At 74.5% G+C, this 26,059-nt stretch carries 10 protein-coding genes; 5 read left to right on the forward strand and 5 right to left on the reverse strand.

Annotated features, from left to right (window positions below; all coding sequences use genetic code 11):
* The first annotated feature begins 35 nt into the window (after positions 1-35).
* From ACIO9K_RS27430 to ACIO9K_RS27445, 4 genes are all read left to right on the forward strand, one after another.
* Positions 36-13,307 (forward strand): amino acid adenylation domain-containing protein, encoded by a 13,272-nt coding sequence (locus ACIO9K_RS27430; protein ID WP_400333930.1) that lies wholly within the window; start codon positions 36-38, stop codon positions 13,305-13,307.
* Between the two features lie 6 nt (positions 13,308-13,313).
* Positions 13,314-14,636 (forward strand): MFS transporter, encoded by a 1,323-nt coding sequence (locus ACIO9K_RS27435; protein ID WP_363621044.1) that lies wholly within the window; start codon positions 13,314-13,316, stop codon positions 14,634-14,636.
* A gap of 104 nt (positions 14,637-14,740) precedes the next feature.
* Positions 14,741-15,553, forward strand: coding sequence for a dimethylargininase (gene ddaH, locus ACIO9K_RS27440; protein WP_400333933.1), 813 nt, complete (start codon positions 14,741-14,743; stop codon positions 15,551-15,553).
* A gap of 135 nt (positions 15,554-15,688) precedes the next feature.
* Positions 15,689-15,925, forward strand: coding sequence for a hypothetical protein (locus ACIO9K_RS27445; protein WP_363621049.1), 237 nt, complete (start codon positions 15,689-15,691; stop codon positions 15,923-15,925).
* 99 nt (positions 15,926-16,024) lie between these two features.
* Here ACIO9K_RS27445 and ACIO9K_RS27450 read toward each other — a convergent pair whose 3' ends face one another.
* Positions 16,025-19,201, reverse strand: coding sequence for an AfsR/SARP family transcriptional regulator (locus tag ACIO9K_RS27450; RefSeq protein ID WP_400333936.1), 3,177 nt, complete (start codon positions 19,199-19,201; stop codon positions 16,025-16,027).
* Between the two features lie 257 nt (positions 19,202-19,458).
* On the opposite strand from ACIO9K_RS27450, the gene ACIO9K_RS27455 reads away from it, so the two are divergent.
* Positions 19,459-20,532 (forward strand): hypothetical protein, encoded by a 1,074-nt coding sequence (locus ACIO9K_RS27455; RefSeq protein ID WP_363621053.1) that lies wholly within the window; start codon positions 19,459-19,461, stop codon positions 20,530-20,532.
* A 149-nt stretch (positions 20,533-20,681) separates the two neighbouring features.
* On the opposite strand, the gene ACIO9K_RS27460 is transcribed toward ACIO9K_RS27455, so the two are convergent.
* The 4 genes from ACIO9K_RS27460 to ACIO9K_RS27475 form a co-directional block, all read right to left on the reverse strand.
* Positions 20,682-22,535: a glycoside hydrolase family 15 protein gene (locus ACIO9K_RS27460; RefSeq protein WP_400333939.1), complete on the reverse strand. Its 1,854-nt coding sequence runs from the start codon at positions 22,533-22,535 to the stop codon at positions 20,682-20,684.
* A 256-nt stretch (positions 22,536-22,791) separates the two neighbouring features.
* The gene (locus tag ACIO9K_RS27465) at positions 22,792-23,793 is read right to left on the reverse strand and encodes a 2-hydroxyacid dehydrogenase (RefSeq protein WP_400333942.1); all 1,002 of its coding nucleotides are present in this window, start codon (positions 23,791-23,793) and stop codon (positions 22,792-22,794) included.
* Between the two features lie 124 nt (positions 23,794-23,917).
* Positions 23,918-24,943: a 6-phosphofructokinase gene (locus ACIO9K_RS27470; RefSeq protein ID WP_350886672.1), complete on the reverse strand. Its 1,026-nt coding sequence runs from the start codon at positions 24,941-24,943 to the stop codon at positions 23,918-23,920.
* 355 nt (positions 24,944-25,298) lie between these two features.
* Positions 25,299-26,027, reverse strand: coding sequence for a glutamine amidotransferase (locus tag ACIO9K_RS27475; RefSeq protein ID WP_363589322.1), 729 nt, complete (start codon positions 26,025-26,027; stop codon positions 25,299-25,301).
* Between the last annotated feature and the right edge of the window lie 32 nt (positions 26,028-26,059).

Consider the following 26,059-nt stretch of genomic DNA (forward strand, 5'->3'; position numbering starts at 1 on the left):
CCACCCCGTGCCGTGACGTGAGTAGAGGAAGCACCGTGATCCCGGTTTCGTACGCACAGCAGCGTCTCTGGCTGATCGACCAGATCGAGGGGCCGACCGCGCTGTACAACCTTCCGTTCGCCCTGCGCCTGCGCGGCGAGCTCGACACCGCCGCGCTGCGCGCCGCGACGGTGGACGTGGTCGCCCGGCACGAGGCCCTGCGTACGGTGTTCCCGGTGGCCGGGGGAGTCCCGGTGCAGCAGATCCTGCCGGCCGAGGAGGCGCAGCCGCGCTTCCTGGTCGTGGACTGCGCACCGGACGACTACCCCGCCCGCCGGGACGCGGCCGCCGCCGAGACCTTCGAGCTGAGCCGCGAACTGCCCATCCGGGTCACGGTGTTCACCCTCGCTCCGACCGAGCACGTGCTGCTCGTCGTCCTGCACCACATCGCCGGCGACGGCTGGTCGCTCGGCCCGCTGCTGCGCGACCTCGCCACCGCCTACCGGGCCCGGCTCGCCGGCCGCGCCCCCCACTGGGAGCCGCTGCCCGTCCAGTACGCCGACTACGCGCTCTGGCAGCGCGACCTGCTCGGCGACGAGCGCGACCCCGAGAGCCTGCTCGCCCGCCAACTCGACCACTGGCGAACCGCGCTGGCCGGGCTCCCGGAGGAGCTGGAGCTGCCGACGGACCGCCCCCGGCCGCCCGCCCCCACCGGCGCCGCCGACTCCGTCGACCTCGCCTGGGGCGCCGACCTGCACAGCGCCCTGCTCGACCTCGCCCGCGCGCACCGCACCACCCTGTTCACCGTCCTCCAGGCCGGCCTGGCCGCACTGTTCACCAGGCTCGGCGCCGGCACCGACATCCCGCTCGGCACCGGCCTCGCCGGCCGCGCCGACGAGGCACTGGACGACCTGGTCGGCTTCTTCGTCAACTCCCTCGTGCTGCGCGCCGACACGTCCGGCGACCCGAGCTTCGCCGAACTGCTCGGCCGCGTCCGGGAGGCCCAGCTCGACGCCTTCGCCCACCAGGACATCCCCTTCGAGCGCCTGGTCGAGGAGCTCAACCCGACCCGCGCCCTCGGCCGCCACCCGCTGTTCCAGACCCTGCTGGTGCTCCAGAACCACGGACAGGACGCCGAACTCGACCTGCCCGGGCTGGAGTCCGCGCCCGAACCGATCGGCCTGCGGGTCGCCAAGTTCGACCTCAACATCGGCATCGCCGAACGCCACGGCGCCGACGGCGCCCCCGCCGGGCTCACCGGCTCGATCGAGTACGCCGCCGACCTCTACGACCACACCACCGTCGCCGCGCTGGCCGCCCGGCTCGGCCTGCTGCTGACCGGTGCCGCCGCCGACCCGCACGCCCCCATCGCCACCCTCGACGTCCTCGCCCCCGAGGAGCGCACCCGCATCCTCACCGAGTGGAACGCCACCGGCGCCCCGGGCCGGCCCGGGACCCTCGCCGAGTCCTTCGAGCGCCAGGCCGACCGCACCCCGCACGCCACCGCCCTTGCCCACGACGGCGGCACCCTCGACTACGCCGAACTCGACGCCCGGGCCAACCGCCTCGCCCACCACCTGATCGCCCTCGGCGTCGGCACCGAGACCCCCGTCGCGATGCTGATGGAGCGCTCCGTCGACGTCGTCGTCGCCACCCTGGCGATCCTCAAGGCCGGCGGCTGCTACGTGCCCATGCACCCCGGCCTGCCGCCCGAGCGGATGACCGACGTGCTCGCCGACACCGGCGCCCCCGTGCTGCTCACCGACCGCGCCGACCCGGGCTTCCCGCACCGGGCCGTGGTGGTCCGCCCCGGCGACGAGGCGGCCGCCCCCGCCCACCGCCCCGGCGTGCCCGTCCACCCGGACCAGCTCGCCTACGCGATGTACACCTCCGGCTCCACCGGCCGCCCCAAGGGCGTCGCCGTCCGCCACCGTGACGTCCTCGACCTCGCCGCCGACCGGCGCTGGCAGGACGGCCGGCACGAGCGGGTCCTGCTGCACTCCCCGCACGCCTTCGACGCCGCCACCTACGAGATCTGGACGCCCCTGCTGGCCGGCGGCACCGTCGTGGTGGCCCCGCCCGGCGCCCTCGACGCCACCTCCCTGCACGCCGTCACCACCCGCCACGACGTCACCGCCGTCTTCCTCACCAAAGCCCTGTTCGACCTCGTCGCCGAGCAGGCCCCGCAGACCTTCGCCGCCCTGCGGGTCGTCTGCACCGGCGGCGAAGCCGCCTCCGGCACCCTGATGCGGCGCGTCCTGGACGCCTGCCCCGACCTGCTGCTCGCCCACGTCTACGGGCCCACCGAGACCACCACCTTCGCGACCCACCACCCGCTCGTCCACGCCGACCTCGACGGCCCCCGGGTGCCGATCGGCGGCCCGCTCGACGCCATGCGCAGCTACGTCCTCGACGCCCGGCTGTGCCCCGTCCCGCCCGGCGTCCCGGGAGAGCTGTACATCGCCGGTGCCGGGCTGGCCCGGGGCTACCTGAACCGTCCGGGGCTGACCGCCGAGCGGTTCGTCGCCTGCCCGTACGCGCCCGGGGAGAGGATGTACCGCACCGGCGACCTGGTGCGGCTGCGCGCCGACGGCGCCGTGGAGTTCCTCGGCCGGATCGACGGCCAGGTCAAGCTGCGCGGCTTCCGGATCGAACTCGGCGAGATCGAGGCGGCGCTCTCCCGCCACCCCGCCGTGCGCCAGGTCATCGTGATCGCCCGTGAGGACCGCCCCGGCGACACCCGGCTGGTCGCCTACTGCACCGCCGACGCCTCGCTCACCCCGGCCGAGCTGCGCACCTTCGCCGGCACCACGCTGCCCGGCTACATGGTCCCCGCCGCCGTCGTCCTGCTCGACGCGCTGCCGCTCAACGCCAACGGCAAGGTCGACCGCCGGGCCCTGCCCGCCCCGGACGTCGCCGCCGACGGCACCGGCCGCGAGCCCCGCGACGAGCGCGAACGGGCGCTGTGCGAGCTCTTCGGCGACCTGCTCGGCATCGACGACATCACCATCGACGACGACTTCTTCGCCCTCGGCGGCCACTCGCTGCTCGCCACCCGCCTCACCGGGCGGGCCCGCGCCGAACTCGGCATCGAACTCGCCATCGGCGACCTCTTCCAGGCCCCCACCGTCGCCGGGCTCACCGACCGGCTCGCCGACCGCGCGGCCGACGTGCCCGCCCCGGCCCGGCCGGCGCTGCGGCCCGGCCCCCGGCCCGACCGGGTGCCGCTCTCCTTCGCCCAGCGCCGCCTCTGGTTCCTCGCCCAGGCCGAGGGCCCCGCCGCCACCTACAACGTGACCCTCGCCCTGCGGCTGCGCGGCCCGCTCGACCCCGCCGCCCTGGCCGACGCCCTCGGCGACACCGTCCGGCGGCACGAGGCCCTGCGCACCGTCTTCGCCGTCCACGACGGCACCCCCCACCAGCACGTCCTCGACGGGCCGACCGCCCCGCTGCTCACCACCACCGACCGGCCGGTGGACGAACTCGCCCGTCACACCTTCGACCTGGCCGCCGACCCGCCCCTGCACGCCTACCTGCGGCCCGAGGGCCCGGACGAGCACGTCCTGGTCCTCGTCCTGCACCACATCGCCGGGGACGGCGCCTCGCTGGGCCCGCTCTACCACGACCTCACCGACGCCTACCGGGCCCGGCTCGCCGGCCGCGCCCCCCACTGGGAGCCGCTGCCCGTCCAGTACGCCGACTACGCGCTCTGGCAGCGCGACCTGCTCGGCGACGAGGACGACCCGCAGAGCCTGGCCGCCCGCCAACTCGCCTACTGGCGCGCCGCGCTGGCCGACCTGCCGGAGGAGCTGCCGCTGCCCGTGGACCGCCCCCGGCCGCCGGTCGCCACCCACCGCGGCGCCGTCGTCCCGCTGGAACTCGACGCCGAACTGCACGCCCGCCTCGGCGAGCTCGCCGCCCAGCACGGCGCGACCCTGTTCATGGTCCTCCAGGCCGCCTACGCCACCCTGCTGCACCGCTTCGGCGCCGGCACCGACCTGCCGATCGGCACTCCGGTCGCCGGCCGCCTCGACGAGGCCGTCACCGACCTGGTCGGCTACTTCGCCAACACCCTGGTGCTGCGCACCGACCTCTCCGGCCGGCCGGGCTTCGCCGAACTGCTGCGCCGCGTCCGGGACACCGACCTCGCGGCGTACGAGCACCAGGACACGCCGTTCGAGCGCCTCGTCGAGGAGCTCAACCCGGTCCGCTCGCTGGCCCGGCACCCGCTGTTCCAGGTGATGCTGACCTTCGCCACCGCCGCCGAGGCCGGACCGTCCTTCCCCGGTGTGGCGGCGGCGGAGGAGCCCGTCGACTACGGCACCGCCAAGTTCGACCTCAAGCTGTCGCTGACCGAGCGCCACCGCGCGGACGGCACCCCGGGCGGGCTCGCGGGCGGGCTGGAGTACGCCACCGACCTGTTCGACCGGGAGACGGCGGAACGGCTGGGCGCCGCGCTGGCCCTGATCCTGCGGCAGGCTGCCGCCGACCCGGACCTGGCCGTCACCGCCGCCGAGGTCCTGCCCGAGGCCGAGCGGGCCGCGCTGACGGCCGGCCCCGCGTCGGTCGGGGAACCGCCGCTGCTCCCGGCCGTGTTCGAGGCCCGGGCCGCGGCCACCCCGGAGGCGGTGGCGCTGGTCCACGGGGACACCGCGCTCACCTTCGCGGAGCTGAACGCGCGGGCCAACCGGCTGGCGCACCGGCTGATCGCCGCCGGGGTGGCCCCCGGCTCGGTGGTGGCCCTCGCCCTGCCGCGCTCGGCGGAGACGGTGGTCGGGCTGCTGGCGGTGCTCAAGGCCGGCGGCGCCTACCTGCCGCTGGACGCCGAGTACCCGGCGGAGCGGACGGCGCACATGCTCGCGGACGCCGCGCCCGCCCTGGTGCTGACCGACGCCCGCTGGCCGCTGCCCGAACTGCTGGCCGCCCTGCCCGTCCTGGACGTCACGGACGAGCCCGGCCCGGCACAGGACCCGCGGCCCCGCCTGCACGCGGCGGACGCCGCGTACGTGATCCACACCTCCGGCTCGACCGGCCGCCCCAAGGGCGTGCTGGTGCCGCACCGCAGCCTCGCGGCCCTGCTGGCCGGCCACCGGGCCACGATGATCGCGGACGCCGAGGCGGCGCACGGCCGGCTGCGGGCCGCGCTGACCGCGTCGCTCTGCTTCGACGCCTCGCTGGAGGTCGTGCTCTGGATGGTCGCCGGGCACGAGCTGCACCTGATCGGCGACGAGGTCCGCCGGGACGCCGCCCTGCTGGTCCGCCACGTGCGCGAGACCGGGATCGACACGCTGCACGTCACCCCCTCGTACGCCGAGCAACTGGTCGAGGAGGGCCTGCTGGAGGAGCCCGCGCCGAAGCTGCTGCTGCTCGGCGGGGAGGCCATCGGCCAGGGCCTGTGGACCAGGCTGTGCGCGTCCCCGCTGACCGCCGGCCACACCATGTACGGCCCCACCGAGTCCACCGTGCACGCCCTCACCCGGCCGCTCGACGGCACCCAGCGGCCGGTGCTCGGCCGGACGGTCGCCGGGACCGCCGGGTACGTGCTGGACGAGTACCTGAACCCGGCGCCGGTCGGCGTCCCCGGGGAGCTGTACCTGGCCGGGGCCGGTCTGGCCCGGGGCTACCTGAACCGGCCGGGGCTGACCGCCGAGCGTTTCGTCGCCAGCCCGTTCGCGGCGGGCGAGCGGATGTACCGCACCGGGGACCTGGTCCGCCGCACCCGCGACGGCGAGCTGGAGTACCTCGGCCGCACCGACCACCAGGTCAAGGTTCGCGGCTTCCGGATCGAACTCGGCGAGATCGAGAGCGTCCTGGCCGCGCACCCGCAGGTGCACCGGGCCGCCGTCCTGCCCGACGACAGCGGCCTGCGCCTGGTCGCCTACGTGGTCGCCGACGGCCCCCTCGACCCGGCCGGACTGCGCGCCTTCGCCGCGGAGACACTGCCCGGCTACATGCTCCCGACCGCCATCGTGCCGCTGCCCGCCCTGCCGCTGAACGCCAACGGCAAACTGGACCGCGCCGCGCTCCCGGCCCCGGACTTCGCCGCCCTCGCCGGCGGCCGGGCCGCCCGCACCCCGCAGGAGGAGATCCTCTGCGGCCTGCTCGCCGAGGTGCTCAGCCTGGACGCGGTCGGCGCCGACGACGACTTCTTCGCCCTCGGCGGGCACTCGCTGCTCGCCACCCGGTTGCTGAGCCGGGTCCGGGGCGCGCTGGGTGCGGAGTTGGGCATCCGGGACGTCTTCGAGGCGCCGACCGCGGCCGGGCTCGCCGGCCGCCTCGACGCGGGCTGCGACCGGCTCGCGCTGAGCGCCCGGGCCGAGCGGCCCGAGCGGGTGCCGCTGTCCTTCGCGCAGCAGCGGCTCTGGTTGATCGACCGGATGGAGGGCCCGAGCGCCCTCTACAACTCGCCGCTGGCCCTGCGGTTGGCCGGGGAGCTGGACACCGCCGCCCTGGAGCGCGCCCTCGGCGACCTGGTGGCCCGGCACGAGAGCCTGCGCACGGTGATCGTCGAGACCGACGGCGAGCCCCACCAGCTGATCCGCCCGGCCGACGCGGCGGCGGTGCCCTTCGACGTCCGGGACTGCCCGGCCGACGAGGTCGCCGAGGCCGTCGACGCGGCCTCTCGCCGGGCCTTCGACCTGGCCACCGAACTCCCGCTCCGGGCCGTCCTGCTGCGCACCGCCGACCAGGACCACGTGCTGGTCCTGGTACTGCACCACATCGCGAGCGACGGCTGGTCGACGGGCCCGCTGGTCCGCGATCTCGCCGAGGCCTACGAGGCCCGGGCGGCGGGCACCGCGCCCGAGCGGGCGCCGCTGCCGGTGCAGTACGCGGACTACGCGCTCTGGCAGCGCGAGCTGCTCGGCGAGGAGGTCGATCCGGAGAGCCTGGCCGCCCGCCAACTCGCCTACTGGCGGGACGCGCTGGCCGACCTCCCGGAGGAGCTGACGCTGCCGGCGGACCGCCCCCGGGGTGCCATCGCCAGCCACCACGGTGACCGGGTGTCGCAACTCCTGGGTGCCGAACTCCACCGCGAGCTGGTCGCGTTGGCGCGCTCGCAGCGGGTGACGGTGTTCATGGCCCTCCAGGCCGCCCTCGCCGCCCTGCTCACCCGGCTCGGCGCGGGCACCGACGTGCCGATCGGTTCGGTGGTGGCCGGGCGGTCCGACGAGGCGCTGGACGACCTGGTCGGCTTCTTCGTCAACACCCTGGTGCTGCGCACCGACACCTCGGGCGATCCGAGCTTCACCGAACTGCTGGCCCGCGTCCGGGAGACCGACCTCGGTGCCTACGCACACCAGGACGTGCCGTTCGAGCGGCTGGTGGAGGAGCTGAACCCGGCCCGCTCGCTGGCCCGCCACCCGCTCTTCCAGGTCATGCTGGTGCTCCAGAACAACGAGCAGGCCGACGCGCCGCCCACCGGCCTGTGGGGCGAGGCGCTGCCGGCGGCCACCGGAGTCGCCAAGTTCGACCTCAACCTGATCGCCCAGGAGTCCTTCGACCCGGAGGGCGAACCCGCCGGGATCGACTGCGCGCTCGACTTCGCGACGGACCTCTTCGACCGGGAGACGGCCGAGACGGTCGTCCGCCACTTCGCGCGGCTGCTGACGGCGGCCGTCCAGCGGCCGGACACCCGGATCGGGCTGCTCCCGTTGATCACCCCGGTCGAGCGGGCCGAACTGCTGGGCGGGGTGGTGCCGTTGGAGGCGGAGGTGCCGTTGGTTCCGGCCGTGTTCGAGGCTCAGGCCGTGGCGACTCCGCAGGCGGTGGCGCTGGTCCACGGGGACACCGCGCTGACCTTCGCGGAGCTGGACGCGCGGGCCAACCGGCTGGCGCACCGGCTGATCGCCGCCGGGGTGGTCCCCGGGTCGGTGGTGGCGTTGGCGCTGCCGCGTTCGGTGGAGTCGGTGGTGGGGCTGCTGGCGGTGTTGAAGGCCGGTGGTGTCTACCTGCCGCTGGACCCGTCGTATCCGGCGGAGCGGACGGCGTACACGCTGGAGGATGCGGCGCCGGTGCTGGTGTTGAGTGACGGGCGTTGGCCGTTGCCGGAGGTGCTGGCGGGGTTGTCCGTTCTGGATGTCACGGATGTGCCCGGTCCGGACGGGATTCCGAGCCGTCGGCTGGGCGCGGCGGATGCGGCGTACGTGATCTACACGTCGGGTTCGACCGGTCGCCCCAAGGGGGTGGTGGTGTCGCACGGGAGCCTCGCGGCTCTGCTGGCGGGCCACCGGATGGAGCTGATGGCGGGTGAGGAGCGGCGGAGGGTCGCGTTGACGGCCTCGCTGTGCTTCGACGCTTCGTGGGACGGCGTGCTGTGGATGGTCGCCGGGCACGAGCTGCACCTGATCGGCGACGAGGTCCGCCGGGACGCCGCCCTGCTGGTCCGCCACGTGCGCGAGGCCGGAATCGGCGTCCTGGAGGTCACCCCTTCGTACGCCGAACAGCTCCTGGCAGAAGGACTGTTGGAAACACCGGCACCAGGCCTCCTGTTGCTGGGCGGTGAGGCCGTCGGTCAGGCGCTGTGGACGCGGTTGCGGGAGGCACCGGGGACCCGGGCGTACAACCTGTACGGTCCGACGGAGTCCACCGTGGACGCGCTGGTGCAGCCGCTCGACGGCGCGGACCGGCCGGTGCTCGGCCGGACGGTCGCCGGGACCGCCGGGTACGTGCTGGACGAGCACCTGAACCCGGTGCCGGCGGGTGTTCCGGGGGAGTTGTACCTGGCGGGGGCCGGTCTGGCCCGGGGCTACCTGGGTCGCGCGGCGCTCACGGCGGAGCGTTTCGTCGCCAGCCCGTTCGCCGAGGGTACGAGGATGTACCGTACCGGGGACCTGGTCCGTCGCACCCGTGACGGCGGGATCGAGTACCTGGGCCGCACCGACGGCCAGGTGAAGATCCGTGGCTTCCGGATCGAACTCGGTGAGATCGAGCAGGCGTTGACCCGCCACCCCGCCGTCCGCCAGACCGTGGTGACCGTTCGGGAGAGCAGCGAAGGAGACCGACGGCTGGTCGCCTACTGCGCGGTGGACGGCGCCGCCGCCCCCGAACTCGCCCACACGCTGCGCCGGTTCGCCGGCGAGTCGCTGCCCGGCTACATGGTGCCCGCCGCCGTGGTGCCGCTCGACGCCCTGCCGCTGACCGGCAGCGGCAAGGTCGACCACCGCGCTCTGCCCGCACCGGACTTCGCCGCCCTGGCGGCGGCCGGCGGCCGGGCGGCCCGCAGCCCGCAGGAGGAGATCCTGTGCGGCCTGCTCGCCGAGGTGCTGGGCCTGGACGCGGTCGGCGTGGAGGACGACTTCTTCGCGCTGGGCGGGCACTCGCTGCTCGCCACCCGGCTGCTGAGCCGGGTCCGGTCCGTGCTGGGTGCGGAGTTGGGCATCCGGGACGTCTTCGAGGCGCCGACCGCGGCCGGGCTCGCCGGCCGCCTCGACGCGGGCTGCGACCGGCTCGCGCTGACCGTCCGCGCTGAGCGGCCCGAGCGGGTGCCGCTGTCCTTCGCGCAGCAGCGGCTCTGGTTGATCGACCGGATGGAGGGCCCGAGCGCCCTCTACAACCTGCCGCTCGTGCTCCGCGTGACGGGCGAGCTGGACGCCGCGGCCCTGGAGCTCGCCCTCGGCGACCTGGTGGCCCGGCACGAGAGCCTGCGCACGGTGATCGAGGAGGAGGACGGAACCCCGTACCAGCGGATCCGACCGGCCGAGGCGGCCCGCGTCCCCGTCGAGCCGCTGCCCGGCGGCACCGCGCCGGAGGCCTGCACCTCGCGCCCGTTCGACCTCGCCGCCGAACTGCCGATCCGGGCCCACCTGATCCCGGCCGGCCGGGACGAGCACCTGCTCGTCCTGGTGCTGCACCACATCGCCGGTGACGGCTGGTCGATGGGCCCGCTGCTGCGCGATCTCGCCGAGGCCTACGCGGCGCGGGTGGCGGGCGCCGCGCCCGAGCGGGCGCCGCTGCGGGTGCAGTACGCGGACTACGCGCTCTGGCAGCGTGAGCTGCTCGGCGAGGGCGAGGGCGAGGGCGAGGGCGAAGGCGAAGGCCAGGCCCAGGGCAGCCTCCTCGGTCGCCAACTCGCCTACTGGCGGGACGCGCTGGCCGACCTCCCGGAGGAGCTGACGCTGCCGGCGGACCGCCCCCGGGGCGCCGTCGCCAGCCACCGCGGCGACCGGATCGTCCATCCGCTGGGTGCCGAACTCCACCGCGATCTGGTGACGTTGGCGCGCTCGCAGCGGGTGACGATGTTCATGACCGTCCAGGCCGCCCTCGCCGCCCTGCTCACCCGGCTCGGCGCGGGCACCGACGTGCCGATCGGTTCGGTGGTGGCCGGGCGGTCCGACGAGGCGCTGGACGACCTGGTCGGCTTCTTCGTCAACACCCTGGTGCTGCGCACCGACACCTCGGGCGATCCGAGCTTCACCGAACTGCTGGCCCGCGTCCGGGAGACCCAACTCGACGCGCACGCACACCAGGACGTGCCGTTCGAGCGGCTGGTGGAGGAGCTGAACCCGGCCCGCTCGCTGGCCCGCCACCCGCTCTTCCAGGTCATGCTGGTGATGCAGGGCGACGGCGACGCGGCGCCGCTCGACGCGGCCGGTCTGGACGTCTCCGTCGAGCCGTCCGGCGGCGCGGTCGCCAAGTTCGACCTGAGCGTCGGCATCGGCGAGTCCTTCGACGCGGACGGCGCACCGGCCGGCCTGGAGTGCGTGATCGACTTCGCCACCGACCTCTTCGACCGGGAGACGGCCGAGGCGATCGCCCTCCGGCTCGGCCGGCTGCTGGCGGCCGTGGCGGCCGGGCCGGACCAGCCGATCGGTCGGGCGGACCTGCTGTCCCCGGTCGAGCGGGCCGAACTGCTGGGCGGGGTGGTGCCGTTGGCGGCGGAGGTGCCGTTGGTTCCGGCCGTGTTCGAGGCTCAGGCCGTGGCGACTCCGGAGGCGGTGGCGCTGGTCCACGGGGGCGTCGCGTTGACCTTCGCGGAGCTGGACGCGCGGGCCAACCGGCTGGCGCACCGGCTGATCGCCGCCGGGGTGGTCCCCGGGTCGGTGGTGGCGTTGGCGCTGCCGCGTTCGGTGGAGTCGGTGGTGGGGCTGTTGGCGGTGTTGAAGGCCGGTGGTGTCTACCTGCCGCTGGACCCGTCGTATCCGGCGGAGCGGACGGCGTACACGCTGGAGGATGCGGCGCCGGTGCTGGTGTTGAGTGACGGGCGTTGGCCGTTGCCGGAGGTGCTGGCGGGGTTGTCCGTCCTGGATGTCACGGATGTGCCCGGTCCGGACGGGATTCCGAGCCGTCGGCTGGGCGCGGCGGATGCGGCGTACGTGATCTACACGTCGGGTTCGACCGGTCGCCCCAAGGGGGTGGTGGTGTCGCACGGGAGCCTCGCGGCTCTGCTGGCGGGCCACCGGATGGAGCTGATGGCGGGTGAGGAGCGGCGGAGGGTCGCGTTGACGGCCTCGCTGTGCTTCGACGCTTCGTGGGACGGCGTGCTGTGGATGGTCGCCGGGCACGAGCTGCACCTGATCGGCGACGACCTGCGCCTCGACGCGGCCGCCCTGGTCCGCCACGTCGGCACGCACGGCCTCGACGTGGTGAACTCCACCCCGTCCTTCGCGGCCCAACTGGTCGAGGAGGGACTGCTCGACGCCCCCGCCCCGAAGCTCGTGCTGCTGGGCGGTGAGGCCGTCGGTCAGGCGTTGTGGACGCGGTTGCGGGAGACGCCGGGGACCCGGGCGTACAACCTGTACGGTCCGACGGAGTCCACCGTGGACGCGCTGGTGCAGCCGCTCGACGGCACCCAGCGGCCGGTGCTCGGCCGGACGGTCGCCGGGACCGCCGGGTACGTGCTGGACGAGCACCTGAACCCGGTGCCGGCGGGTGTTCCGGGGGAGTTGTACCTCGCCGGGGCCGGTCTGGCCCGGGGCTACCTGGGTCGCGCGGCGCTCACGGCGGAGCGTTTCGTCGCCAGCCCGTTCGCCGAGGGTACGAGGATGTACCGTACCGGGGACCTGGTCCGCCGCACCCGCGACGGCGGGATCGAGTACCTGGGCCGCACCGACGACCAGGTGAAGATCCGTGGCTTCCGGATCGAACTCGGCGAGATCGAGCAGGCGTTGACCCGCCACCCGGAGGTCGCCGCCGCCGTCGTCCGACCGGACGACAGCGGCAGCCGGCTGGTCGCCTACCTGGTCACCGACCGTCCGCTCGACCCGGCCGGGCTGCGGGCCTTCACCGCCGAGTCCCTGCCCGCCCACATGGTGCCCGCCGCCTTCGTCGCGCTGCCCGCCCTGCCGCTGACCGGCAGCGGCAAGGTCGACCACCGCGCTCTGCCCGCACCGGACTTCGCCGCCCTGCCGGCCGGCCGCCCGGCCCGCACCCCGCGGGAGCGCCTGCTGTGCACGCTGTTCGCCGAGACCCTCGGCCTGGAGCGGGTCGGCATCGACGACGGCTTCTTCGACCTCGGCGGACACTCCCTGCTCGCCATGAAGCTGCTCTCCCGGATCCGCACCGCCCTCGGCGTCGACCTCGGCATGCGGGCGCTGTTCGAGGCGCCGACCGTGGCCGGGCTCGACCGCCGGCTCGACCAGGGCCCGGCGGCCGACGCCCTGGACGTCCTGCTGCCGCTGCGCACCGGCGGCGACCGGGCCCCGCTGTTCTGCGTCCACCCGGCGGCCGGCATCAGCTGGGTCTACTCCGGGCTGCTGCGCCACCTCGACCCCGAGCTGCCGGTGTACGGCCTCCAGGCCCGTGGCCTGCGCGGCGGGGCGCCGGCGAGCGTCGCCGAGATCGCCGAGGACTACGTGCGGCAGATCCGCGCGGTGCACCCGTCCGGCCCGTACCACCTGCTGGGCTGGTCCTTCGGCGCGGTGGTCGCCCAGGAGATGGCGGTCCGGCTGCGGGCCGAGGGCGCGCCGGTCGGCCTGCTGGCCCTGTTGGACGGCGCCCCGGCGGTTCGCACGGACGCCGCCCCGCCCACCACCGAACCGGCCGACACGCTGGCCGAGTTGCTGCGCTCGCTGGGCTACGACCCGGCGGACGGCAGCGGCCAGGCCGACCTGGCGGCCGTGCTCGGCGAGGCCGCGGACATCCTGCCCGAGGTGTTCGACCGGCACCGCAAGCTGATGGCCGAGCACCTGCCCGAGCAGTACCGGGGCGACGCCGTGTTCTTCGGCGCCACCCTCGACAAGCCCGCCGACTGGCCGTACGAGCAGGCTTGGCGGCCCTACCTGGACGGCCGGATCGAGAGCCACCGCTTGGCCTGCGGGCACGGCGACCTGACCCGTCCGGAGTCCCTCGCACGGATCGCCGCCGTGCTCGCCGAGAAGCTTGGAGTGTGATCCGCGATGACCACCACCGTCCCCGCACCCGCCGCACCGCCGACCGGACCGCCTCGCGGCCGGTGGGGCCTGTGGGCCCACGGCGACTTCCGCCGGCTCTGGATCGGTGAGACCTCCAGCGGTCTCGGCACGGCCGTCGGGAGCGTGGCACTGGCCCTGGTCGCCGTCGTCACGCTGGACGCCGGCCCGCTCGCGGTCGGTGTGCTGAACGCCGCCGCCTGGCTGCCCTGGCTGTTCCTCGGCCTGCCGGCCGGCGCCTGGGTCGACCGCTGGCCGCGGCTGCGGGTGATGCTGGTCTGCGACCTGCTGCTGCTCCTGCTGTTCGCGAGCGTCCCGGTGGCCGGCTGGCTGGGCGTGCTCGGCATGCCGCAGCTGGTGGTGGTGGCCCTGCTCACCGGAGCCGTGAAGGTGTTCTTCTCCACCGCCTACGGGGCCGTGCTGCCGACCCTGGTCGGCAAGGAGGACCTGCTGGAGGGCAACGTCAAGCTGCGCTCCGGCGCCTCCGCGGCCGACATCGCGGGGCCGGGCGTGGCCGGTCTGCTGGCGCAGGCGTTCGGCGCGGCCAGCGGGCTGCTCGCGGACTCCGTCAGCTACGTGGTCTCCGCGATCTGCGTCAGCCGGATCCGGACGGTCGAGCAGCCGCCGCCGCGGTCCGCGCGGCGCGGCCTCCTGCGGGAGATCGGCGACGGGGTGCGCTTCCTGGCGCACGACCCGTACCTGCGGACGCTGGCGCTGTTCGGCGCGGTCGGCAACCTGGGGCTGAACGGCATCCAGGCGGTGCAGACGGTGTTCCTGATCCGGTCGGTCGGCGTCGAACCGGGCGCGGTGGGCATGGTGTTCGCGGTGGTCAGCGTCGGCGGCCTGGCCGGGGCGACGCTGGCCCGGCGGATCGCCCGCCGGCTCGGCAGCGCGCGCGGACTGCTGCTCTGCGAGCTGGTGGTGGCGCCGTTCATCCTCCTCCTGCCGCTCGCGGGGGAGCGACTGCCGCTGGCCGTGTGCGCGCTCGCCTGGGCCGTCGCGGTGGGCGGGGTGATCGCCGGGAACGTGCTGGCGGGAAGCTTCAACCAGGCCTACTGCCCGCCGGAGATGATCGGCCGGATCCGGGCCAGCGCGGCGACCCTGAACTACGGTGCGATCCCCGTCGGCGCCCTGGCCGGCGGCTGGCTCGGCGAGGCGCTGGGCGCCCGCACCACCATCTGGATCATGGCGGGCGTGCTGCTCTCCGCCGGAGGGGTGCTGTTGGCGAGCCCGCTGCGGGGCCTGCGCGACTTCCCCGAGCGGCCCGAGCCGCCCGAGCTGCCCGAGCGCCCGGGGCGTCCCGTCTCCTGACCGGACCGCCGCAGCACCCGGACCGCCGCAGCACCCGAACCGCCAGCCCTGCCCGTACCTGACCTGACCTGCCTGACCTTCCCTCCCGACCCCTGGAGCCTCCGATGACCCGCACCGCCCGCCCGCGCCACTACCTGATGTGCCGTCCGACCCACTTCGAGGTCACCTACGCGATCAACCCGTGGATGGACCCGGCGAAGCCGGTCGACACCGACCTCGCCGTCGCCCAGTGGGAGCGGCTCCACGCCCTCTACCAGGAGCTCGGCCACCGGGTCGACCTGATCGACCCGCTGCCCGGCCTGCCCGACATGGTCTACGCCGCCAACGGCGCCACCGTGGTGGACGGCAAGGTGCTCGGCGCCCGCTTCCGCAACGCCGAGCGGGCCGCCGAGGGCCCGGCCTACCTGGAGTGGTTCCGCGCCCGGGGCTTCGAGACGCGCGATCCGGAGCACGTCAACGAGGGCGAGGGGGACCTGCTGCTGACCGCGAGCTCCGTGCTGGCCGGGCGGGGCTTCCGCAGCGTGGCCGACGGGCACGCGGAGGCCCAGGAGTTCTTCGGGCGCCCGGTGATCGGCCTGGAGCTGGTCGACCCGCGCTACTACCACCTGGACACCGCGCTCGCCGTGCTGGACGGCGACGAGATCATGTACCACCCGGAGGCCTTCTCGGCCGGCAGCCGTGCCGTCCTGCGCCGGCTGTTCCCCGACGCCTTGCTGGTGGACGGCGCCGACGCGGCGGTGTTCGGCCTCAACGCCGTGAGCGACGGCCTGCACGTGGTGCTGCCGGAGGCGGCCGTCGGCCTGGCCGCGCGGCTGCGGGAGCGCGGGTTCCGGCCGATCGGGATGGACCTCAGCGAGCTGCTCAAGGGCGGTGGCAGCGTCAAGTGCTGCACCCTGGAGATCCGCGCGGCGGCCTGAACGACGGCCTCGACGGGCGGCCGTGATCAGTGGTGCTCGGCTGTAGATCCGCCGTTGAACGCTCCCGGCCAGACTGGTGGCACACCACGACGGAAGCCCTTCCCACCGGGGAAGCGAGCCAAGGGAGCACCAGAGATGACGCAGCGTCCGGCCACCGCCCCCACCCGCCTCCGGCTGTTCACGGTCGGTCTCGGGGTGGTCGTCGCCCTGGGCGCCGGCCTCTCCGCCACGGCCGCCGTGGCGGAGACGGCCGGCACCGGGACGGCGACGGTGGTGAGCGGCGACGCGACGCCGACGCCCACCCCCGCCCAGCCCAGCCCCACCGGCACCGTCCACGGCAGCACCGGCGACTGGAACAGCACCGGCTCCTGACCGCACCAGTTCCTGACCGCACTGGCTCCTGACCGCACTGTCTCCTGACCGCACCGGAAAGCGGCAGGATCGATTCTTCAGTGACCGGTCATCAGCTCGTCAGCGGCCCGGCCCGCAGCTCGTCACCGGAGCGCCCGACGCCCCCCGGCCACCGCCCCGACGCCCATCCGGGACGGACGGAGCCGACGACGTCGACGGAGCCGAAGAGGCCGAAGCAGCCGTAGCGGCCGAAGCGTTCGGACCCTCCCCCCGGGGCAGCAGCCCCGCCACCTCCTCCGCCTCCGGCAGCCCCAGCCGGACGAAGATCCGATGCGCCTCCCGCAGCCGGCCCCACGCCTCGGCCTCCCGCCCGAGGTCCGCCAGCGTCCGGCCCAGCACCACCAGCGCCTGGCCCTGGTCCCGCTCGGCCCCCAGCTCCTCGCACAGCGTCAGCGCCTGCCCGGCGTGCTCCAGCGCCTCGTCCGTCCGACCCAGCGAGCGCAGACTGTCCGCCATCCGGTAGCGGGCGTGCGCGGCCCGGGCCCGCAGCCCGGCCGCCGAGGCCACCGCCAGGCACTCGCCGAACCAGGTGACGGCCTCCTCGTGCCGCCCCAGCCCGTGCAGCGCCAGCCCCAGCACGTACAGCGTGTACGCCCGGCCGGGATCGTCGTGCCGGGTCCGCAGCTCGGCCAGCGCCTCGTGGCAGATCGGCACGGCCTCGGCGGCCCGCCCGCTGCGCACCCGGGCCAACGCGGCGTTCACCGTCGTCACCAGCGCCCCGGAGCGGTGGCCGAGTTCGCGGGCCAGCAGCAGCGCCTCGTCGTAGTGCCCGACGGCCTCGTCGTAGCGGCTGAGGAACTGGCAGACCAGGCCGAGGTCGTTCAGCGCCTGGCGCAGGATCACCGTGTCGCCCGCCGAGCGGGAGGCGGCCACCGCCAGCCGGGAGGCCGCCTCGGCCTCCTCCAACCGGGTGGCGGCCAGGGCGACGTTGCCGCGGAGGAAGTGCGCCCGACCAGCTGCCCGGTGGTCGGCGTGGTGGTCCGCGGCGGCGGCCAGGGCCTCCGCCGTACTGGCGAGCTGGCGGCTGGGCGGGGCGAGGACGAACGGCGTCAGCGCGATCAGCAGGTCGATCGCGGCGCGCAACGGGTCCGGTGCCGCGCCGTCGGCCGGGGGCGGCGCGGTGTCGTCCGCGACGGTCCAGCACGCCACCTGGGCGGCGAGCGCGATCGCCCCGGAACCCTCCGCCTCGGCCCAGGCCCGGGCGCCGTCCGGGCCGCCGAGGTCCACGCCCGCGCTGCGGGCCGGCCCGAGCGCACCGGCGGCCGGATCTCCCGGGACGGCGTGCTGGAAGGCCGCGCACGCGGTGGCCAGCAGGTGGTCCAGCAGCCGGTCACGGGCCTCCACGGCCGCGCCCGGGTGGTCCGGGCGCCGCCGGGCGAAGGCGCGCAGCAGGTCGTGGTACCGGTAGCGGCCGGGGAACGGCGACTCCATCATCGCCACGTCCACCAGGGACTCCAGCAGGTCCTCGGCGTCGTACTCGTCCAGGTCCAGCAGGGCGGCCGCGGCGGGCAGCCCGATGTCCCGGCCGTCCACCGAGGCGGCCAGCCGGAACGCCCGGGCCTGGGCGGGCGTCAACTGGCGGTAGCTCAGTTCGAAGGCGGCCTCCACCGCCAGGTCGCCGATGCGCAGCTCGTCGATCCGCCGCCGTTCGACCGCCAGCCGGCGGCCCAGCGTCTGGACGGTCCAGCTCGGCCGGGCGGCCAGCCGGGCCGCCACGATCCGCACCGCGAGCGGCAGGTGGCCGCAGACGAGCAGCAGCTCCCGGGCGGCCTCCGGTTCGGCGGCCAGCCGCTCGGTGCCGATCGTGCGGCCCAGCAGTTCGAGCGCCTCCGCCGGCTCGAACACGCCGAGGTCGGCCTGGACGGACGCGGGCAGGCCCGAGAGCCGGGTACGGCTGGTGGTGAGCACGGCGCAGCCGACCGCGCCCGGCAGCAGCGGCCTGATCTGCGCGGTGTCGTGGACGTTGTCGAGCACCAGCAGCAGCCGCCGGCCGTCGACCACCGAGCGGAACAGCGCCGAGCGGGCGTCCAGCCCCTCGGGCACCCCGTCGGCCGGCACGCCGAGCGCCACCAGGAAGCTGCTGAGCACCGCCTCCGGGTCGGCCGGCGTGGTGTCGGCGCCCCGCAGGTCGACGTAGAGCTGCCCGTCGGGGTAGGCGTCGCGGGCCCGGTGGGCGACGTGCAGGGCCAGCGCGGTCTTGCCGACCCCTCCCATGCCGACCACGGTCGCGATCACCAGCGCCTGCTGGTCCGGGGCGCCGAGGGCCTCGCCCAGCCGCTCGACCAGGACGGTGCGGCCGGTGAAGTCCGCCGCGTCGGGCGGCAGCTGGGCCGGTCTGGGCGACGCCGTGGTGGTGCCGGCGGGCGCGGCGGGCGCACCCGCCGCCGCGGGGCCGTCCGGCGGATCCTGCGCCTCGGGCCCGGGCCCGGCCGGCTTCACCGGGCTGGAGAGCAGCGCCGCGGGCGGCGCCGGGGCGGCGAGCGACAGGTCGCCCTCCAGGATCCGCCGGTGCAGCTGGTCCAGGTCGGCCCCGGGCTCCACCCCCAGCTCGTCCAGGAACAACTGGCGCACGCTCCGGTACACCGCCAGCGCGTCCGCCTGCCGCCCGGCCTGGTACAGCGCGCGCATCAGCAGCCCGTACGCCCGCTCGTGCAGCGGGTGCTCGGTGGTCAGCGCGGTCAGCTCCGGGATGCACCGGGAGAAGCGGCCCAGCGTCAGATCCAGGGCGATCCGTTCCTCCAGCAGGGTCAGCCGGAGCTCCTGCAACCGCTGGCGCTGCCGCTGCGCGAACGGGCCGGGGATGCCGGCCAGCGGCTCGCCCTGCCACAGCTCCAGCGCCTGGTTCAGCAGGTCACGCGCCTGCTGCGGCTGTCCGGCGGCCGCCGTGCGCTCGGCCTGCGCCGCCAGCTCCTCCCCTTGCGCCGCGTCCACGGAGTGCTTGGGCAGCACCAGCCGGTAGCCGTCCCCGACCGAGGTCAGCACGGTCGGCGCGTCCGGCTCGTCGCCGTGCAGGATCTTGCGCCACCGCCAGGCGTACGTCCGCACCGTCGTCACCGCGGTGCTCGGCGGCTCCTCACCCCACAGGGCGTCGATCAGGTCCGTGGCGCTCGCGCCGTGCCCCGGCCGGAGCAGCAGCACCGCCAGCATCGCCTGCTGCTGGGGACTGCCGACCTTCAGCACGGTCGTGCCGCGCTGCGCTCTCATCAACCCCAGCACCGAGAACCGGAAATCACCCATTCGTGCACCTGCCCGCTTCATGTGCCCGCCCCCGCCCACGCACGCGTCCGCCCCCCGATTGATGAGTCACTATCAACCCACGCCAGCCGGTGGGCTGTCGAGAGATCGTCGACCCCGTAGTGATCCGGTGTTGATCGCCCACCGTCACAATCACTGGTGTGGCCCCAGCCGTCGGCCCGGTACGACCCGCCGGGCCCGCCACACCCCCCGGGTGCCGCCGCCCGGGCGACCACCACGTCTCTCGGAGGCCGACGCCAGTGAACACCGACCTGCTCTACCGGTTGCTCGACGTCGACCCGGTCGCCGGACCGGTCGAACTGCTCCACCGCGCCCGCGGCGCCCGCGACCTCCCCTACCTGGTGCTCGCCGCGCTCGTCCGGGAGGACGTCCGGATGGGCGAGCACGCCCGCGCCGAGCTTCAGCGCGCCCGGGACCGGGCCGACTGTTACGCCCGGATCGCCCGCGACCTAGCCGACGCCACCGGGGTGCGCCCGATCCGCGACCTCCCGCTGGCCGGCTACTACCCGTCCGACCTGCCCCGGCCGCTGGGCGAGCTCACCCTCGTCAGCCCCACCGAGGCGGCGCTCTGGCAGGCCGTCAGCCGGCTGGTCACCGAACACCCGGTGGAGTCCGTGGAGGTCACCCTGATCGGCGAGCGCCCCCGGCACACCTGCGTCACCCTGCGCTGGCCGGCCGAGGACCCGCTGCTCGACCCCTGGTACCAGGTCCGGCTCGGCACCGCCGCGCTCACCGGCGACCTCGCCACCGTCCCGGTCCGGCCCTACCTGGCGGCCGACGACCACGTCGAGTGCCTGATCGCCCTCGCGGAGGAGGGACTCGGCCGCGCCTTCCGGGCGGGTGACGTGATCGACGTGGCCCGCCTGGGCCGGCAGTCCTTCGAGCCCGTCGAGACCGCCGCCGTGGTCGCCGCCTACCGGCTCGCCCCGGAGGCCGTCGCGCTGCTCGACCTCGCCGCCGAACACGTGCCGCTGGGCTCCCTGGGGGGCGTGCGCACCGTCCTGGAGGCCGAGGTCGCCCCCGAACTCCGCCGCCGCGAATCCCTCGCCCGCCCGCTCCGGCCGCGGCACGGCACCCTGCTGCGCCGCACCGTCGTCCGGCACCAGTGGGACGAAGCCCGCCTCCTCCCGGCCGGACCCGCCACCCTGCTGCTCACCCCGGTCGCCGACTTCCTGCTCGCCCCGGAGGGCGTCCGGCCGACGGCCCCCGCCCGCGCCGCCGCCCTCACGGCCCTGCGGGCCTGGGACACCACCGCCCCCGACACCCCGGACGGCGCCCCCTGCGCCCGCCTGCCGGAGTCGAAACACGGCTGAGCCCCGGGCCGCCTGCCTGACCGAACTGTGGGTCAGCTGCGCGAGGCCGGAACGAGGCCGCCCCAGAAAACCACGCTGGCCGACATCGAGCTCGCCGGGATCACCATCCCCAAGGGGGCTCCGCTCTGGCAGAACCGCAGGGTGTCCGGTCAGTAGCCGTGCTCTCGGTCAAGGGCCCTGTCCAGGGTGTCGTCGAGAGTGGTGGCCGCCATGATCAGCGAGAGATGGGTGAACGCCTGAGGGAAGTTGCCCAGTTGCTCGCCACTGGGACCGATCTCCTCGGCGAAGAGGCCGACGTGGTTGGCGTAGGTCTGCATCTTCTCGAAGGCGTAGCGGGCCGCCCGCAGGCGCCCGGCCCGGGCGAGGGCGTCGACGTAGAGGAAGGTGCAGAGGCTGAAGGTGCCCTCCGAGCCGCGCAGGCCGTCGGGCGAGGCCGCGGGGTCGTAGCGGTAGACCAGGCTGTCGGACACCAGGGTGCGCTCCATCGCGTCGAGCGTCTTCAGCCAGCTCTCCGTCCGGGGGGCCAGGAACCTGACCCTGGGGATGAGCAGCAGCGAGGCGTCGAGGACGTCGCCGCCGTAGTACTGGGTGAGGGCCTGTTCCCGCTCGTTCCAGCCGCGTTCCATCACCTGTTCGAGGATGGCGTCGCGGGCGGCGGTCCAGCGGAGGGTGTCGGCGGGACGGCTGAAGTCGGCCGCCAGCCGCAGACCCCGGTCGAAGGCCGCCCAGGACATCACCCGGCTGAAGGTGAAGTCCTTGCGTCCGCCGCGGGTCTCCCAGACGCCCTCGTCGGGACGGTCCCAGGAGTCGGCGAGCCAGTCCAGCGTGCGGGCGAGGTTCTTCCAGCCGTGGTAACCGGCCCGCATGTTGATCTCCTGGCCCTCCGCCAGGGCGTAGAGCGCCTCGCCGTAGATGTCGAGCTGGAGCTGGTCGGCGGCGGCGTTCCCGGCCCGCACCGGGTACGAGCCGCGGTAGCCCTCGAAGTGTTCGAGGATCTCCTCGGTGAGCTCGGGGTCACCGTCGACCCGGTACATGACCTGGAGGGGTTCTCCCTCGACACCGTCCATGTTGCGCAGGCGGTCGCCCAGCCGCTCGCCCAGCCAACTGGTGAACTGCGCGGCCTCCTCGACGAACCCGAGGTCGAGCAGCGCCCGTACGGACAGCGAGCCGTCGCGGACCCAGGTGTACCGGTAGTCCCAGTTGCGCTCCCCGCCGACCTGCTCGGGCAGGCCCATGGTGGCCGCGGCGATCGGGGCGCCGGTGGGGGCGTAGGTGAGCAGCTTGAGGGTGATGGCGGACCTGTTGACCATCCCGGGCCACCGGCCGCGGTAGCGGGAGCCGCGCACCCAGCGCTGCCAGAAGTCGACGACCTCCCACAACTGCTCGGACACCCCGCCCTGGGTCAGCGGAGGCGGCGGCTCACCGTCCGGTCCGTGGACGGTCAGCACGGCCGCCGCGTGCTCGCCCGTGTTCAGGGTGATCTCCCCCCGTACGTCCCGGGCCTCGGCACCGTCCGGCCGCAGTGGCACGGTGCTCTGCAGGTGTGCGGCGATGCCCGGTGCCCGGAAGGCCGCGGTGTTGTCGCGCAGGTCGAGTTCGTGGGTCGCCCGGCCGTAGTCGAAGCGCGGCCGGCACTCCAGGGTGAAGCGCACCGTGCCGCGTACGGCCCGCACCCCGCGGACCAGGACGTGCCGGTCGGTGGGCGTACCCATCCGGTCCGGCGGCATGAAGTCGAAGACCTCACCGACCCCGTCGGGTGACATGAACCGGGTCACCAGGACCGCAGTGTCCGGGTAGTAGAGCTGTTTGCAGGTGGTGGACTCCTCCACGGGGGCGAAGCGGAAATAGCCGCCGCGGTCGTGGTCCAGCAGGGCCGCGAAGACACTCGGCGAGTCGAACCGGGGGGCGGCGAACCAGTCGACGACTCCCCGGGAAGAGACCAGAGCAGCGGTTTGTAGGTCGCCGACAAGGCCGTGCTCGGCGATGGGCGGGTAGCGGTCCATGACCATCAAGCCTCCCTGAAGCCCACTCCCTCCACTCTCTGCCCGGTCCGACGGATACGCGAGGGGAGGAGAACCGCCACCGGGGAGCCGATCTGGGCGCGGTCGTGTGCGCGGCCGTGTGCGCAGGCACGCTAGAAGTGCTGGTGAGTGGCTGTTCGGGCGGTCGTCCTCGACGAGAGTCCCAACGGTTCGGCAACGGTGTTCGAGAACTCCGGGAGGGACGGAGCGCCCCGCTCCGTCCCCGGCTGGCGCTGGGTCAGCTGCGGGAGGCCGGGACGAGGGTGTTCTCGTTGGTCCGGCCGGCGGCGAAGTCGTCGATGTTGCGGGCGGTGGCGTCGATGATCTGGCCGACGGCGGTGTGGGTGAAGTAGGCCTGGTGGCTGGTGACGAGGACCTGGGGGAAGGTGACGAGGCGGGCGAGGACGTCGTCGGTGATGCCTTCGATGGAGCGGTCGGTGAAGAAGACGCCGGTCTCCTCCTCGTAGACGTCGAGGCCGACGCCGGACAGGCGCCCGGCGCGCAGGGTCTCGACGAGGGAGGCGCTGTCGATGAGGCCGCCGCGGCTGGAGTTGACGAGGATGGCGTCGTCCTTCATCCGGGCCAGCGCTGCGGCGTCGATCAGGTGGTGGGTGGCGGGGAGCAGGGGCACGTGCAAGCTGATCAGGTCGGCGCGGGAGAGGAGTTCGGGCAGTTCGGTGTAGGTCATGCCGAGGTCGAGGCAGGCCGGGTTCCGGGCGATGTCCCAGCCGAGCAGTTCGGTGCCGAAGCCGGCCGCGATGCGGGTGAAGCACTCGCCGATCTTGCCGGTGCCGATGACGCCGACCGTCATCCCGTGGACGTCCCGGCCGAGCAGGCCGTCGAGGCGGAAGTCGAACTCGCGGCTGCGCCCAGCGGCCCGGACGATCCGGCGGTTGACGGCCAGGGCCAGCGTCCAGGCGTGTTCGGCGACGGCGTAGGGGCTGTAGTAGGAGACGCGGGCGACGGTGAGGCCGAGGTCGGCGGCGGCGTCGAGGTCGATGTTGTTGAAGCCGGTGGAGCGTTGGGCGATCAGCTCGGTGCCGCCGGCGGCGAGGACGGTGAGGGTCTCGGCGTCGAGGACGGCGTTGACGCTGCTGCTGACGGCCGGGTAGCCGGCGGCGAGCGGGGCGGTGTCGCGGTTGAGGAACATGCTCAGGCAGCGCAGCCCGTGCCGGCCGGCGAAGGCCTGTTCCAGCAGCGGCCGTTCGTCGGCCTGCACCCCGTACGCGAGGATCTCCATCGGTTGCCCTTCCGCGAGTGGTCCGCTTCACCGGTCACGCTAGCGGGGCCGTCGCAGGGGCGCCCGTCGGACGCGCGAGGGCCCGGACCGGTAGCGGTCCGGGCCATCGACGGGGTGGGGGAGGTCAGATGACCGTCTCCGCCTCCAGGTAGCGCTCCTGCGGGACGGTCTTCAGCTCGGCGACGGCCTCGGCGATCGGCACCAGGTTGATGTCGGTGCCCTGCAGCGCGGTGATGTGCCCGAACGCGCCCTTGTGGACGGCCTCGACGGCGTGCCAGCCGAAGCGGGTGGCGAGCACCCGGTCGTACGCGGTCGGGGTGCCGCCGCGCTGGGTGTGGCCGAGGATCACCGGGCGGGCCTCCTTGCCGAGTCGGTGCTCCAGCTCGCGGGAGAGCTGGGTGGCGATGCCGGTGAACCGCTCGTGGCCGTAGATGTCCTTGGTGCCCTCTTCCCAGTGCATGGTGCCGGGCTCGGGCTTGGCGCCCTCGGCGCAGACCACGATGGCGAACTTCTTCTGCCGGTCGAAGCGTTCGCGGACGACGGCGGTCAGCTTGTCGATGTGGAACGGCCGCTCCGGGACGACGATGGCGTGCGCGCCGGCCGCCATGCCCGCGTTGAGCGCGATCCAGCCGGTGTGCCGGCCCATGACCTCGACGACCATGACCCGCTGGTGGGATTCGGCGGTGGTCTTCAGCCGGTCCAGCGCCTCGGTGGCGACCGAGACGGCGGTGTCGAAGCCGAAGGTGACGTCGGTGGAGGCGATGTCGTTGTCGATGGTCTTCGGGACGCCGACCACCGGCAGTCCGGCGTCGCTCATCAGCTTGGCGGCCTTCAGGGTGCCCTCGCCGCCGATCGGGATCACCGCGTCGATGCCGAGGTCCGCGCACAGTCGCTTGGCGCGCTCGACGCCGTCGCGCAGGTGGCTGGGCTGGACCCGGGACGAGCCGAGGATCGTGCCACCCTGGGCCAGGATGCCGCTCACCGAGTCGAGGGTGAGCGGCCGGTGGACGCCCTCCAGGAGACCGCGCCAGCCGTCCTGGAAACCGATGATCTCGTCGCCGTGGTCGACCACCCCCCGGTGGACCACGGAACGGATCACCGCGTTCAGGCCGGGGCAGTCACCGCCGCTGGTCAGCACTCCGATACGCATTAGCTTTGCAACTCCCGAGCAGAACCGAGGAACGGCCGGACTACAGGCTGGGACGACGAGCCGTCACCGTAGCGGGGCGCTCCCACGCCGGAGTGGCGGGGAGGTGGCCGCGGGGTGAAGGACCGGCCGATCCGGACAGAACGCCCGAAAACGGCCGCGAAGTCGAGCATACGGCCCCTGGTCCGGCCGGGCAGGAGCCGACGCGGGAGCGGCGCCGTCGGCGCCCCCGCGCGGAAAGTGCAGCCTGCTGCCGAGGAGGGTGTGCAGTAGGCAGCCCCATTGTGGTACGTCCGGGGCCGCCCCTGAACCGGGTGACCGCATCGCGGGCACCCGGGCGTCGGGGCGGACGGACGTACTACGCGGGGCGCGTCGTGGCGGCGATGCGCTCGGCGCGCAGCGCGTCGTACCAGGTGGTGTCGGCCGGCGGCAGGGCGTTGACGTCCAGCGCCAGCTTGATCAGCATGTCGGCCACGGCGGGGTTGCGGGCCAGCACCGGGCCGTGCAGGTAGGTGCCGAACACGGTGTCCCGCCAGGCGCCCTCGGTGCCGTCGCCGGTGCCGTTGCCCCGGCCGGCGACCACGGTGGCCAGCGGCTGGACGCCCTGGCCGAGGTGGGTGACGCCCTGGTGGTTCTCGAAGCCGGTCAGCTGCGGCAGGCCGAGGCGCGGGTCGACGTCGGCGAGGACGTCGCCGACGCAGCGGGCGCCGTCGCCGCGGGTGGTCCAGACGTCGAGCAGGCCGAGGCCCGGCTCGCGCTCGCCGAGGTCGTTGACGAACTCGTGGCCCATGATCTGGAAGCCCGCGCAGACGCCGAAGATGATCGCGCCGTTCTCGGAGGCCCGGATCAGGCCGCTGTCGTTGCGCAGCCGCTCGGCGGCGAGCCGCTGCGGACGGTCCTCGCCGCCGCCGATCAGGTAGATGTCGCCGCTGGTGGGGACCGCCTGGTCGGAACGGACGTCGATCCGGGTCACGTTGAGATGGCGCTGGCGGGCCCGGCGCTCCACGACCAGGGCGTTGCCGCGGTCGCCGTAGGTGCTGAGCAGGTCCGGGTAGACCCAGACCACGCGCAGGCTGCTCTCACTCATCCTCGAAGGCCTTCCGTCACGATCAGATGGGG

Origin of the sequence: Kitasatospora sp. NPDC087271, from assembly GCF_044744605.1 — a bacterium.
Classification (GTDB): Bacteria; Actinomycetota; Actinomycetes; order Streptomycetales; family Streptomycetaceae; genus Kitasatospora.

Bases quoted from the DNA above. Each gene is read 5' to 3' on its own strand.
- ACIO9K_RS27445 (WP_363621049.1), top strand. From the start codon at position 15,689: ATGACGCAGCGTCCGGCCACCGCCCCCACCCGCCTCCGGCTGTTCACG.
- ACIO9K_RS27435 (WP_363621044.1), top strand. From the start codon at position 13,314: ATGACCACCACCGTCCCCGCACCCGCCGCACCGCCGACCGGACCGCCT.
- ACIO9K_RS27475 (WP_363589322.1), bottom strand. From the start codon at position 26,027: ATGAGTGAGAGCAGCCTGCGCGTGGTCTGGGTCTACCCGGACCTGCTC.
- ACIO9K_RS27460 (WP_400333939.1), bottom strand. From the start codon at position 22,535: ATGGACCGCTACCCGCCCATCGCCGAGCACGGCCTTGTCGGCGACCTA.
- ACIO9K_RS27450 (WP_400333936.1), bottom strand. From the start codon at position 19,201: ATGGGTGATTTCCGGTTCTCGGTGCTGGGGTTGATGAGAGCGCAGCGC.
- ACIO9K_RS27470 (WP_350886672.1), bottom strand. From the start codon at position 24,943: ATGCGTATCGGAGTGCTGACCAGCGGCGGTGACTGCCCCGGCCTGAAC.
- ACIO9K_RS27465 (WP_400333942.1), bottom strand. From the start codon at position 23,793: ATGGAGATCCTCGCGTACGGGGTGCAGGCCGACGAACGGCCGCTGCTG.
- ddaH (WP_400333933.1), top strand. From the start codon at position 14,741: ATGACCCGCACCGCCCGCCCGCGCCACTACCTGATGTGCCGTCCGACC.